The organism is Pseudotabrizicola sp. 4114 (assembly GCF_031457365.1).
In the GTDB taxonomy this organism is placed as follows: domain Bacteria; phylum Pseudomonadota; class Alphaproteobacteria; order Rhodobacterales; family Rhodobacteraceae; genus Pseudotabrizicola.
This window is the reverse complement of sequence record NZ_JAVDWP010000016.1, coordinates 49,613-61,109: the sequence shown is the minus strand read 5'-3', so window position 1 is coordinate 61,109 and position 11,497 is coordinate 49,613. Positions and strand designations below refer to the sequence as shown.

The 11,497-nt window shown below is 58.7% G+C and carries 14 protein-coding genes, 1 pseudogene and 1 riboswitch; of the genes and pseudogenes, 9 read left to right on the top strand and 6 right to left on the bottom strand.

Translation table 11 applies throughout. The features are described 5' to 3' along the window. Window positions 1-185: 185 nt before the first annotated feature. Window positions 186-1,574 (bottom strand): DUF4041 domain-containing protein, encoded by a 1,389-nt coding sequence (locus J2X53_RS20495; protein WP_349039357.1) that lies wholly within the window; start codon window positions 1,572-1,574, stop codon window positions 186-188. A 250-nt stretch (window positions 1,575-1,824) separates the two neighbouring features. On the opposite strand from J2X53_RS20495, the gene J2X53_RS20490 reads away from it, so the two are divergent. From J2X53_RS20490 to J2X53_RS20470, 5 genes are all read left to right on the top strand, one after another. Then, a complete protein-coding gene (locus J2X53_RS20490; protein ID WP_349039356.1) occupies window positions 1,825-2,289 on the top strand; it encodes a helix-turn-helix domain-containing protein in 465 nt (154 codons plus the stop codon). Then, a complete protein-coding gene (locus tag J2X53_RS20485; protein ID WP_349039355.1) occupies window positions 2,286-2,861 on the top strand; it encodes a PIN domain-containing protein in 576 nt (191 codons plus the stop codon). Before J2X53_RS20490 ends, J2X53_RS20485 begins: the two co-directional genes overlap by 4 nt. 94 nt (window positions 2,862-2,955) lie before the next feature. Continuing rightward, a complete protein-coding gene (locus J2X53_RS20480) occupies window positions 2,956-3,687 on the top strand; it encodes a hypothetical protein (protein ID WP_349039354.1) in 732 nt (243 codons plus the stop codon). Window positions 3,688-3,855: 168 nt separating this feature from the next. Further along, the gene (locus tag J2X53_RS20475) at window positions 3,856-4,155 is read left to right on the top strand and encodes a WGR domain-containing protein (protein WP_349039353.1); all 300 of its coding nucleotides are present in this window, start codon (window positions 3,856-3,858) and stop codon (window positions 4,153-4,155) included. Between the two features lie 849 nt (window positions 4,156-5,004). Then, on the top strand, window positions 5,005-5,409 hold the full coding sequence (locus J2X53_RS20470; RefSeq protein WP_349039352.1) for a single-stranded DNA-binding protein: 405 nt from the start codon (window positions 5,005-5,007) through the stop codon (window positions 5,407-5,409). 71 nt (window positions 5,410-5,480) lie between these two features. On the opposite strand, the gene J2X53_RS20465 is transcribed toward J2X53_RS20470, so the two are convergent. From J2X53_RS20465 to J2X53_RS20445, 5 genes are all read right to left on the bottom strand, one after another. Further along, complete coding sequence (locus J2X53_RS20465; RefSeq protein WP_349039351.1) at window positions 5,481-5,780, bottom strand: type II toxin-antitoxin system RelE/ParE family toxin; 300 nt, start codon at window positions 5,778-5,780, stop codon at window positions 5,481-5,483. After that, window positions 5,777-6,034, bottom strand: coding sequence for a type II toxin-antitoxin system ParD family antitoxin (locus J2X53_RS20460; RefSeq protein ID WP_349039350.1), 258 nt, complete (start codon window positions 6,032-6,034; stop codon window positions 5,777-5,779). The genes J2X53_RS20465 and J2X53_RS20460 overlap by 4 nt, the downstream gene beginning before the upstream one ends. Window positions 6,035-6,139: 105 nt before the next feature. Beyond that, window positions 6,140-6,361, bottom strand: coding sequence for a hypothetical protein (locus tag J2X53_RS20455; RefSeq protein WP_349039349.1), 222 nt, complete (start codon window positions 6,359-6,361; stop codon window positions 6,140-6,142). Continuing rightward, window positions 6,358-7,071, bottom strand: a complete 714-nt coding sequence (locus tag J2X53_RS20450; protein WP_349039348.1) for a hypothetical protein — start codon at window positions 7,069-7,071, stop codon at window positions 6,358-6,360. The genes J2X53_RS20455 and J2X53_RS20450 overlap by 4 nt, the downstream gene beginning before the upstream one ends. Continuing rightward, the gene (locus J2X53_RS20445; protein ID WP_349039347.1) at window positions 7,068-7,793 is read right to left on the bottom strand and encodes a division plane positioning ATPase MipZ; all 726 of its coding nucleotides are present in this window, start codon (window positions 7,791-7,793) and stop codon (window positions 7,068-7,070) included. Before J2X53_RS20445 ends, J2X53_RS20450 begins: the two co-directional genes overlap by 4 nt. A 707-nt stretch (window positions 7,794-8,500) precedes the next feature. On the opposite strand from J2X53_RS20445, the gene mobC reads away from it, so the two are divergent. The 4 genes and pseudogenes from mobC to J2X53_RS20425 all read left to right on the top strand — a co-directional run bounded on the left by mobC (window position 8,501) and on the right by J2X53_RS20425 (window position 11,215). Continuing rightward, window positions 8,501-8,887: a plasmid mobilization relaxosome protein MobC gene (mobC, locus tag J2X53_RS20440; protein WP_349039346.1), complete on the top strand. Its 387-nt coding sequence runs from the start codon at window positions 8,501-8,503 to the stop codon at window positions 8,885-8,887. 76 nt (window positions 8,888-8,963) lie between these two features. Beyond that, a complete protein-coding gene (locus tag J2X53_RS20435) occupies window positions 8,964-10,703 on the top strand; it encodes a relaxase/mobilization nuclease domain-containing protein (RefSeq protein ID WP_349039345.1) in 1,740 nt (579 codons plus the stop codon). A gap of 131 nt (window positions 10,704-10,834) precedes the next feature. Further along, window positions 10,835-10,936 (top strand): annotated as a pseudogene (locus J2X53_RS20430) (IS5/IS1182 family transposase); the annotation flags it as partial. A 3-nt stretch (window positions 10,937-10,939) separates the two neighbouring features. Then, entirely contained in the window at window positions 10,940-11,215 is a 276-nt protein-coding gene (locus tag J2X53_RS20425; RefSeq protein ID WP_349039359.1) for a transposase, read from the top strand. Between the two features lie 63 nt (window positions 11,216-11,278). Further along, window positions 11,279-11,473, top strand: a riboswitch (cobalamin riboswitch). Window positions 11,474-11,497 lie beyond the last annotated feature (24 nt).

Sequence of the window (11,497 nt, the reverse complement as noted above, 5' to 3'; positions counted from 1 at the left end):
GCGCAACGACGCCATGCTGGACGTGCTCCCCGTAGGCGTTCTCGTCTTCCCGGGCAATGGCATCCAGGAAAACCTCGCCGACAAGGCCAAGAAGCTCGGCATCCCGGTACTGAAGTTCGAGAAGGGGGCGTGAGCCCCCTGTCTCTTCCATCGTCTGCCGCTTTGCTGCGGATAGTCGCCAGACATCAGATCGATGTCGGCAGACTTTTCGCAGCGGCAGACTGAAGGTCCAATAGCTCGACATTGCGCCGTGCCATTGTCTCGTACCATTCCTGCGCTTCCCGATCCTTGAAGAAGCTGGCGGTTGGTGCCAGGCGGGCGACGGCCTCCTCTACTTCATCCAGAGACACCCGGAAGAATTCCTTACGGAAGTTCGACATGTTGATCCGGCGATCGGCAAATTCCTTGTGAAGGGCAAACTCCAAGGCGGGCGCCGCATCACTGTAGATCATGGCATGGGTGTCAAAACTAAACGGAACGCTCGCATCGCCAAGCTCGCGCACCCGGTCATCGGGATCGAGCCTGCGGGTCAGGCCAATTTTCACGACGTCCTCACCGAAGGAGCCGACATTGGAAATGATGTAGACATAGCCAGAACGAGTCATTTCGGCCATGGCGCGTGCGCGCTCGCTGGCCGCATGAGCCTCAGCAAGGGCAGCCTCCAGCTCTTCGATCCGTTTCCTGTTTCCATCGCCGTTGGCCTCCTTGCGCGCCTTTTCGAGCAATGCTTGGTATTTGATCTCCTCACGCTCGGCTGCCTCCGCCTCGGCGATTAACTTCCGTTCTTCGCGTTCCGCGCGGGACATCTCGCTGCGCTCTTCCTTCTCGGTCTTCAGGCGTTCGCGATATTCGTGGGTCAGCCGCAGTTCTTCGATCTTGAGCGCAACATAGCCGTCGTTCAGGGTGAGGTTAAGGGAGGTATTTTCCTTGTCGATAGCAGTGGCGGCCGCATGTATACGCTTTTCCATCGCCACCACGTTGTTCCAGCGAACATTCGCAATCGAGGCTTCGCACTCATTGTTAAAGGCACGCATGGTCAGGCGTGTCTGGCGGTTGATCATGGTCTGACCTTTGGCCTTGCTCCCCTCTACGGTCCATTCTGTCGGGCAGTTGGTCGCGCGTTTCGCTGAGATCATCGCTTTCTGGCGATCGCGCACGGCGATGATGCTGGCCTTGAAGGCTTCGCTGTCGGTGAAATCGAAATGTGGTTCATAGATCCCCAGTTCGGCAAAGGCCAAGCGTTCATCATAGATGGCCATCTGCTGTTCGAGCCGGTCGAACAGGCCTCGCTTTTCGGCGTAAGAGGCGCGCAGCTTCTCGATGTCGGCTGACAATGTGCCGGCGGTTGCCCGCAACAGAGTGACCTCAGCCTCCTGCGAGATGATGGAGGAATACTTCGCCTTTGTGGCATCGTGCTCTGCTTCGCTCTTCGTGAGTGCGGCGCGGCTTAAATCAGCCTCCTTCTGGGTATCTGCGATCAGCTTGTTGAGCTTCAGGCGGCTGAGGACCCAGAGGACCAAGAAGATCGGCGCGGTAATCATCCAAAAAAGAAAGAAGATGGCAATGGGGTCCATAATTACTCCTCGGGGCACAATACTTGGCCGACCTTGACGCAACGCTGGCCTTCACTCAAGGTTGAAACTTGGGCTGCCTGTGCTGCAAGGCCGGAGGCCATTGGATACAGAAGGATCACGGAGCCTGGCTGGAAACCTTCTCACGCCCAAGATGTCCGAGTGTTTCGAATAATTCGAATATTGCGCTTGCTTCGATTGCATGGCACACCCATCTCTAGATGGACGCCGAACGGCGACGCAGGAGGGCAAAATGGCGGCATTGCACAAGGAGCGGTTCTCGAACCGGCTACCCACAAAGGTCGAGATCAACAACGCAGATCAACTTCGTCACATCATCGCTTCCCAGGTGACCGAGGGCCAGCCGGTCGACCTCTCGCTCGCCGTCGGCGGCGGCGAGACTCGCAACATCACGCTTATGCCGGCGCTCACCGATACCTTGCTCGATATTCTACGCCTGATTTCTACTGGCCGCGGGTTTCGCATGATCCCGGTCGAAGCTGAGCTCACGACGCAAGAAGCGGCAGATATGCTGAATGTCTCCCGGCCCTTCCTGATTAAGTTGCTCGAAAAGGGCGATATCCCGTTCACAACGGTTGGTCGCCATCGTCGTGTCCGGGCAGAGGATCTTTTTGCCTACATGGCCGAACGCGGCCAAGCCCGATCTGATGCTCTGTCTGAACTTGCGGGGCTGGACGCGGAGGGCGACCTGATTTGAGCGGCCCGATGAACCGATACGCTGCCATCATTGATGCTTGCGTCCTTGGAGGTGGCCTCAAGCGAAACATCATTCTGAGTTTGGCTGAGGCTGGCTTGTTTCGGCCGTACTGGTCCGCGCGCATTCTGGACGAGACTGAAAAGGCGATCTTGGCGATCTCAAAGGGCACGGCTGATCCTGGCCGTCAACGCCGTGCTATCGAGCGGGCATTTCCAGAAGCGATGGTGTTTCCGAACTCAGGCCCGGACCTGATCGGATTGTTGCCCGATCCCGGCGATGAGCATGTTTTGGCAGCCGCCATCGCAGCTCGCTGCGACACGCTGGTCACCGACAATCTCAAGGACTTCCCGCAAGAGATACTTGATCGGTGGGGCATCGAAGTCATGTCGCCTGATGACTTTATCTCGAATGCCATGGATCTCGATCATGCATTCGCAATCGGCGCACTGCGCGACATGCGGGCGCGATTGAAAGATCCGAAGTACACAGTTTCCGCACTTGTTCTGAAACTCGAAGGTCAGGGGTTCTTGCAGACAGCCGACTTCCTGCGTGAATATGAGAACTTGATTTGAGCTGGCCTATGATGACCTGCCGCCGCAACGGTTCGGCAGATCGCATTCTGGCGAAGATATCTTTTCGTTTGTCGTTCACTTCAATGGCTGCCCCATGACCAATTCTGTTAGGTTTCGACCTCATCCCGGAGGCGACCTGGTGCAAACAAGTGCGCCGATGCTGAGCGCATATCAGACCGTTGCGGCCTATCAGGTTGAGCATGGCGAGATCGGGCTGACCAAGTCTGGCGCTTGGAACCGGCATTGCACTGATTGGGTCGTGCGGCGGATGGATTTCCCGAACTGGACAGTCGAGAAGCTTTTCTCAGTCAACAAGGTCTTGAATGAATACGACGTTCCGCCCTTGGAGTATCTTCGCGTCCTGCTCACCTCTTTGCGGTTGGGGCGCAAAATGGGCGGTGGCTGGCGGCTGACAAAGCCCGGCATGGCTCTCGTAGGCGATCCGGAAGCGGCCTTTGCCACCATCGCGCCCGCGTTCTTGTTTCGGTTCGACCATTCCGAAGGCAGGCGCACAGGTGATGCGCCTGTCGGAGACTGGCATTTGTGGTTGCACGCGATCAACCGGATGCCGTGGGACGGCTTCACGCTCCCCGATCTGGCCAACCTCCTCTATGGCCCCAGTGCCGGCGGTGGTTGGCGTGGTCCGGCGGGCGGGTTGTTTAGCGCTGTTGCTATGCCACTCGAGTGGGTCGGCCTGTTGACTCGTACAGACAATGGCGGCATCGACGAAATGATATGGCGCAAGACCCCGCTTTGGGCAGCCGGACTGGAATTTCAACCTCAGACGATATCGACAAATGTGGTGCCATTCACCTCGCGTGGATGAATAATGGCACCGTGCGAGCTGTCCGATATCTCACGGCTCTCGGTTAGTTCAACGGATATTTCCCTTTAGGGTAGGACATTCCTTTACACGTTGCTGTTGAAAAGCGCGATCATGATGGAAACGTGATTTTCTACCTGATATAGACAGTTCAGTCATCTGGATCACTATATGTTTGATCAGCCTGTCCAGCTTGAAGTCTTCCCAACCGACCTCCACTTGAGGCGGATTGACCCCGCCTGCAACATGCGTCGGTTCTACCGGCTTAGCGTTCAGCGTGACCTTTTTGGCGGCGCATGTCTCATTCGCGAGTGGGGCCGCATCGGGTATCGTGGCCAGGTCTTGATTGAAACCCATGATGACGAAGGCAAGGCGATCACTTCGTTGATGAAACTGGCCGCAGTCAAACGCAAACGGGGCTATGCCCTCCCTTATGCGACTGCGCTTCCAGAGGTGCGATATCTGAAGTAACGATTGTACCCAGACCTTGGTCAGCGTCAGCAATTCCTTGTTTTGACAGCCATTCCAGCTAGGATTGTTCACCCAGGCAATGCTGGCTGGCGCGGGTCCATTGGCGTCGGCACCAATGGGCAATTGCATGAAAGCGTAAGCCGCGGCCAAACCCAGCCTGTTCGACTAAGCGCGGCACGGCATTGACTATCGGCTTGTGCAAGGCTCTGTCATGCGGGTCTTATCCTCTTAACTAGTCCTTGCGCAGCGACAGTTTGGTCTGCGCACGTAACAGCCGCTGGAGTCGCGCCCACAACCGACCTTGCCGCTATTTCCTTGCATCCTCTCGGCAACCCCGCCGCGACATCGGACTGGCGCGTTCAGGGCGGCACGAACCATCAAACTCATGCCCATGGATCGCAGATCGCGACACTGGCCAGTGACCCGCATTTGCCGACTTTACATTCGGTTTGTCGCTTCAACTCGCCTCCTTTGTCGGGCTGGCCCCATCGGCATTCCTGGCGTTGCAAGTCGCGCGCTGTCGTTGATATGGCCCTCCCTCTTTCCGGGTTCTTTCTCCCCGGGCCTGACACTGCCATTTGCTCGTTTGAGCGGTTCTGCCTTGCCGCTTCCCGTGATCCCGGCTCAGGCACCTCCCTTCGACGGACAATCCCCTAAGCCTGTTCGGCCTCTGGCTCGAAACCCCGCTCAGGGCCGGGCCGTGTTGGTCGCGTGCCGCTCCCTGCCCGCACCACCCCGGCCTTGGGGGGTTTCCGGTGGCGAAAGGGCCACCGTGCAAGCCTCAACCGACAGGCTTCATTCGGGTCTTGTCGAAGGGATGGTCCCTTCAGCCAGATACAGGAGCTTCACATGCAGAACATCGTCATCCTCGCCGGCAACATCGGTCAGTCCCCGGAAGTCCGCACCACGCAGGGCGGGACCAAGATCACCAACTTCACCCTCGCCACTTCGCGCCCTCGCCTGTCCGAAGGTCGGATCCAGCGCGACGAGAACGGCTACCGCGTGATGGACACTGAATGGCACCGCATCACCTGCTTCAACGGTCTCGGCAAGACGGTCGCCGATACCTGCGAAAAGGGCATGAAGGTGATGGTTCACGGCCGCATCCACTACACCAAGTGGACCGATGCCGCCGGGGTCGACCGCTACGGCTGCGAGATCATCGCCGAGAAGGTCGATTTCCTGAGCCGCCCGAAGGCAGGTGAAGGCGAAGACCCTGAACTGGTCGACCGCGAGGATCAGTTCGCCGGCTAAGACCCCGCAGATCAGGCCCGGTGGCGCAAGCCGCCGGGTCGCATCGGTTCCCAAACTTGGCAGGCAAACCCTCAGCCGCTAGGAAACAGGATCACCTCGACATCCATCGCGCCATTCATGACATGCAGGATAGTGATCCTACCCTCTGCAACGCGACAGAAAATCAGATACCGCCCATACACCCGACGGCGAACGCCATAATGTTCATATCGTGGGACGATCGGCCAAGCCTCCGGCATGTCTGCGAGTTCCAAGCAGCTGCGAGAAAGCTCTCGCACGAAACTCAGGGCTCGAACCGGATTGTCTTGAGCGATGTAGTCGCCGATCGCTTCTAGGTCAGCTTCTGCTGCAGCGGTAAGTTCGACGATCATTCCGCAGGGCGACCCATAGCCTGATACTTGGCTCCCAGTCGCGCAAACACCTCTTCGGCCGGTTTCGTGAGTCCGGACTCGGCATCTGAGATGCCTTTGGCAAGCGCCTGATCCAATACGGCGAGTCTTGCCTCGCGCTCCTGTATCAGGCGAATGCCTTCGCGTAGCACCTCACTCTTGGAATTATAGCGGCCGGTCTCGACAAGCTTCGTGACGAAGCCTTCAAGCTGCGATCCAAGGTCTGCGCTGATCATAATGACCTCCGAAATGCTAGACCTTGAAGATGGCAGGCTTGATAATAGTTATCAAGCCTGCTGTGTGCGAATGGGTGGGCTTCGGCTTAAACGGCAGGGCTAACATCACGACGCTTGCAGATCGGTCACAACCACGAACCGTTTCGCCCGCCGCTTGTTGGGCGTGTACCAAACGGTCTTGCGCTCGCCGGTTTGACTGAACTCATACGTCACCCCGAGGATCGTCTCGCGCCGATCTGGATCGACCATCCATTCGACGGGCGTGCCGATGTCGAGTTCAGACGGCGGGATGGTGCGCTCGAGGGCAGGGGCTTTTGTGCTGGTCATCGTTCGTCTCCCTCGTTTGTTGTCTGAATTTTCGCCTTGGCCAAGGCTTCGTCGAACGCCTCCTGGAACCGCGCGCGGTAGGCGGGGCCCATGGCGCGCGCCAATCCAAGAATGCCAAGCGGGTCATGGATTTTCGCGAGATCTGCCGCAAACTGTGGCCGCAAGGTCAAGGTCACGCTGGTCGGATGCTTGCCCCGTGCGCCGCGGGATTCCTGAACTTCCGGCATCCCATCACGTTCCCAGTCGTCAAAGACTTGATCGCGCAGACCTTGGGCAACGCGGCGGATCAGAAACTGGACGGTGCAACGCGCAGCGGTGGCCCAAGCTTCCGCCAGTCGCGCCTGCCGGGTGGTCAGCGACAATGCGACATGGACAACATGCCCGCGGGCAGCGGACCCGCTGGCAATGCCAGTCGCCTTCACATCCCAAGCCTTTTGGGCGCCGAAGACCTTTACCTCGTCCCGGGACTCTTCTTTGTGCCCGATGGGTCTGGCGCTGACTTCGCCTCCGTTGCCACTTGGCGTGGCCGCAGGCGCAATCCGTCGTGACGAAGGATTGGTCTCGGCCGCTGCGTCAACCGACTTCGACGGTACCGAGATTTCCCGATCGGCCAGATTACTAGCTCCCGCGTTCCCGCCGAAGCCCAGCTTGGCCGAAAACCCCGCGTCCTGGCGGATGATCCGCATCATGTCCTTGCGCTGCGCCATCATGTGATCTCCACCGGTGTCAAGATCAGCTGGTCAATTTCCTCCAGAAGGTCCCCTGCCTCCTTCACGGCACTCTGGACATGCGCAGCAAGCGCCCGATTTGGCGTCTTGTCCGCGATCACCCCGAGAAGCCCTTCTCTGTCCATCCGAACATAAGCGGCGCGGCTACCAAGATAGGTCTCAAGGGCAGGCAAGGACTGGAACAGCTGTTCAGCCATCGCTCGCTCTGTCTCTGACACCCGCACAGGCACCCGGTTGAGCAACACAGAAAATCCCGCAAGTTCGCCCGGATTTTCCACTCGGCCACGAAGCTTCAGGTACCAGTTGGCCGTTTCCAGCGTCTCGCTCAGATCGCCGCGCGACAGCATCATCGGGCAGATGATCCGGTGTGCTGCGACCGCCAGAACGTCTTGCGCTTCAGATCCGCCGCCGAAGGTGTCGATCAGGATCAGGTGCTCTTGATCGGGCTGCTCATAGATCTGCCCGATGGCTTCTGCCACCCGGTGCGCATCCAGCGTATGGATCACTTCAACCAAAGGAGACCAGTTGCCTGCCTCCTTTCCCGCCTGCATCCACTTGAGGCAGGATTTTGAGGCATCGGTGTCGAAGATCGTCACCGTCTCGCCTCGTGCAGCCGCAGCAGAAGCCAAGGCGCGGCAGAGGGTGCTCTTGCCCGATCCCCCCTTGCGGTTCATTACCAGCACAACACGTATCCCGTAACCCATACCACTTTCCTCACTTATCGAATTGCATTTCCCACAATGCGGATCGCGTAAATCTTTTATCTTAATTCACATCGCTTTAATCTGAACGCGCATTGCGGATATCAGAAATCGTCTCGCGCAAGTCTTATTGCACAAGGCGTATCACTTTAATCGTTTGTCTGATTACCGGATGCGTATGTCTTTTATCTGATCGCGCAATGCGTGTGCCACAGGGCGCAACCCCGAACACACATCACTGATGCCACAATACGCATCCCATATATCCTTTCTCCGGTTCCTGAACGCCAAGCGAAAGCTTCAGAAAGATAAATAAAACAGAGCTTTAAGCCCACAATATGAGGGGAAAATCCACCTCTCGCGGCATGGCAAGGGGTGCAAATCCCTGTCTTGCCTTGTGCGTTCAGCGATCAGTGAAACGCATTGGGTGGCTCGGGATTAACCAAGGCCGCCACAATCTTCAAGTACAAAAGTCGCGCTTAGATTGTGCTTGAAAGGGAGGTGAAGGAGGGGGTAGGAAGAGTGGCAGGAAATGCGATGTGTCTACAATAATTCGATGGTTGGTTGCGATGGTAAAATCTCCTTCTGGTGACGTTCGATCCAAATCGAAGACAAAGCCGTCAAATGCGGTTCCGCCCAACTCTTTGCCATCAAGGCCGATCGGGGGCATCCGGCGCGGTCGCCCTACTGCAGATGGCTCCGGTCAGGTTGTGAGTTGCCGCCTGCCTGCCGAAGAACTGCATGCCTTCGACGCGCTCTGCACCCAACTTGGCGCGAAATCCCGCTCGGACGGGGTGCGCTCTATCGTGCGGATGGCCTCCGGTTTCCTCGAGTTCAGCCGGGAAGACAGCCCGCGTCTGGAGGAAATCCGCTATGAGTTGGGCAAGATCGGCACCAATGTGAACCAGATCGCCCTGGCTGCGAACCGGGGTCGTGCCCCGATGGTCAAGGCGCAGTGGGCGTCCGTGGATGAGTTGCGCCGGTCATTGCCGATGGTGGCGAAAGCGCTGAGCCAGGTCATCGCCGAACGCCGGCGGCAGGGTGTGGCGCTGTTCCGGAAGTTTGCGGAAAGCCAGGAGGGGGCACGCCATGGTTAAGTTTGGGTCGCGGCCCATCGGGCTGGCAGAGGCCGTTCTGGGCGAGATCAACTTCCTGCGGCCGCAGCAGGGTCGGGTGAAGGCGGGCAATTCGTCGTCCAAGCGGGGGTTCAGTTTCTCGACCCGGGCCAGCCAGCTGTGGCGGTTTTCGCTGGGCTCGAACGCGGCGGTGCTGAAGAAGATCGGCAAGGGTGGAACAGCGAACGCCAAGGAGCTGGCGGCGCAGATGAACTATCTGTTCTCAAAATCAGCCTCGATCTTCGGCAACGGGGTCGTGCTGGACGCTGACGCAAAGGGTCTGACCAAGGACGAGCGCAACGAGATCGTCGGTGACTGGGCGGAGGACTGGCGTGGCTCGCCGAAGAACGGTCATACCACTCATCTGCTGATGAGCTTACCGTCCCATGTCCGGCCAGAGAAGGCAAAGCTGATTGCCGAGGCCTGGGCCTTCGAGATGTTCCAGTCGGGTGAGCATCAGGACGATGTCTGGTCCTACGTTGCGGCCCTGCACACCGACAAGTCGCACCCGCATGTCCACATGGTGATCAACAACCGAGGCACAGTGAATGACAGCTGGTTCTTCATGGCCAAGGAGCATGTCTTCAATCTGGAGGTCATGAAGCAGCGGATGGTGGCGATTGCGGCCGAGGAGGGCGTGTTTTTGGATGCCACCTCGCGCGCCGAGCGCGGGTTGCTGACCTATGGCCCGTCCCGGGCAGAGATCGAGCGTGCGCGGGCTGAGGGGCGTGCGCCGGAAGAACGGCCGCGCGAGGGTAAGGCGCTGGAAGATGCCCTGGCCACGATGGCGCGCACGGCGGATGCGTTTCGGAGTCTCCAGCACCTAGCGGCGCTGACGGGTCTGCCAGAAATTGGCGAGAAGATCGCCAAAGCGGAAGAGGCGCTGCGAAGGGGTGGGGTGCTGCAGCCGTTTCCGGGTGATGTGGCCACAGCAGAGCGCGCTGATCTGGACCGGCATTTCAGCGGCTGGATGGCTGAGGCTGAAGGTAAGATCCGGAAGATGCCTGTCGCCGAGCGCAAGGACATGCGGGACGAGCTCTATGGCTATGCCATCGACGTCGCCAAGGGGTTGGGTGATGCCCGTGGCGTACAGCTCTTGCAGATGGTGCCGCAGACCAAACTCTATGCAACGGGTCTTGAGGGTGACCGCCTGACACAGGGCAGGGAGGCCATTGATCTGCAGCCAGGTGCCTCAGATCGGCTGAAAACGGACATCGTCGGCAAGGCAGTGGCCCTGGGTCTCAGCGGTGATCGCATGGCTGAGCGGCTGGAAACCGGTGCCGCCAATGCCTGGGAAGAACGCGATTGGGTGCGCAGTGACTTGGCAACCCTGTCCGGGAGGCGGCGTGCTGACTTAAGGAATCCGGATCAAAGCCGGAAGGTCGTCGATGATATCGAAGGGTTCTATGAAGCTGCGGCCAAGCTAATCGATCATGCCCGGGCGCATGAGGTCGTCCCTGAGAATGATCGGCTGCTGCGGGCCCTCGGGTCGATGGGCCGCATCATGCAGGCGGATGGAAAGGTAGAGTTCCGGGGCGATGCCCATGCTGAGCGGTTCGCTGATGAACTGCGTCAGCGGTATGGCAAAGAGGTTGTAGCGGAACTCGCCAGCGGTCGGACCGATGCGTTGGCTGTTGATTTCGAGGATGCGGATCAGCGGAAGTGGATCGCGCGTGCGGTTGTTTCGGCCGCGAAGTCACATGTGGCGTTTGGGTTGACCTTGCGAGAAGCGCGCAAAGCTGAGCGGCGGCTGGCATTGGAGCCTGTGAAATCAGAGGAGCGAGACTGGGAGCGTTGATCGACGAAGTGGGCGGTTTCCGGACGTTCTCCGCACGCGCAAACGCAACCTTGCCAGCATGTAGAAGCGGACATTTCGCCAGGATCACGCCGCCGGACCCGGCGCAACTTGAAAAGGGGTCAGATCACCGCCACCATATCCGAAGCCGCGTCGAAGCACAGATGAACCGCATCAAATCCTTCGGCGAGAGGATCATGTTGCGTGATCCCGATCGCCAGACCACCGAGGTTCACACCATCACCAGGGAACAGGTTGCCGCACTTACTGGATTGGCCTTGGTCGTGCATGCCAGCGGAACACTTCGCAGAAAACGGGCCATCACTGGAGATCCCCGTGCTCTGCGACATGTGATGTTCCAGACAGCCCCAGTCGCGGCACATCACAAAGCAAGCATGAAAACTTTCGCAGATCGCCTCCGCAAGGATGGAAATCCGCACACGGCCATCATCACCGCCGTCGCCAGAAAGCTCGTTATCATTGGGAACGCTCTGTGCAATAGCCGTCAGAAGTGAACCGCCCCGACGGCCGGAGAGATACAGCTTCTAAGCAAGGCGCTTGCAGCCCGTGGATTTTGGGCATATCGGTTTTGCGTCGGTTTCCGCAAGGAATCAAAAGGGAATCCGTCACCGGTTCTTCGGTGAAACGGAACTGCCCCCGCAACTGTAGGCGGCGAGCGTGCAGCGAAATACCACTGTGGCCAGTGCCATGGGAAGGTCGCTGTTCGTGATGACCCGTCAGTCAGGAGACCTGCCGACAGTGTCAGCAACGCGAACCGGGCGGGGTGTCCGGAGAGG

Excerpts from the sequence above, each read along its gene's own strand:
- J2X53_RS20495 (WP_349039357.1), bottom strand. The coding sequence starts at position 1,574 with ATGGACCCCATTGCCATCTTCTTTCTTTTTTGGATGATTACCGCGCCG.
- J2X53_RS20490 (WP_349039356.1), top strand. The coding sequence starts at position 1,825 with ATGGCGGCATTGCACAAGGAGCGGTTCTCGAACCGGCTACCCACAAAG.
- J2X53_RS20480 (WP_349039354.1), top strand. The coding sequence starts at position 2,956 with ATGACCAATTCTGTTAGGTTTCGACCTCATCCCGGAGGCGACCTGGTG.
- J2X53_RS20475 (WP_349039353.1), top strand. The coding sequence starts at position 3,856 with ATGTTTGATCAGCCTGTCCAGCTTGAAGTCTTCCCAACCGACCTCCAC.
- J2X53_RS20470 (WP_349039352.1), top strand. The coding sequence starts at position 5,005 with ATGCAGAACATCGTCATCCTCGCCGGCAACATCGGTCAGTCCCCGGAA.
- J2X53_RS20465 (WP_349039351.1), bottom strand. The coding sequence starts at position 5,780 with ATGATCGTCGAACTTACCGCTGCAGCAGAAGCTGACCTAGAAGCGATC.
- J2X53_RS20460 (WP_349039350.1), bottom strand. The coding sequence starts at position 6,034 with ATGATCAGCGCAGACCTTGGATCGCAGCTTGAAGGCTTCGTCACGAAG.
- J2X53_RS20455 (WP_349039349.1), bottom strand. The coding sequence starts at position 6,361 with ATGACCAGCACAAAAGCCCCTGCCCTCGAGCGCACCATCCCGCCGTCT.
- J2X53_RS20450 (WP_349039348.1), bottom strand. The coding sequence starts at position 7,071 with ATGATGGCGCAGCGCAAGGACATGATGCGGATCATCCGCCAGGACGCG.
- J2X53_RS20445 (WP_349039347.1), bottom strand. The coding sequence starts at position 7,793 with ATGGGTTACGGGATACGTGTTGTGCTGGTAATGAACCGCAAGGGGGGA.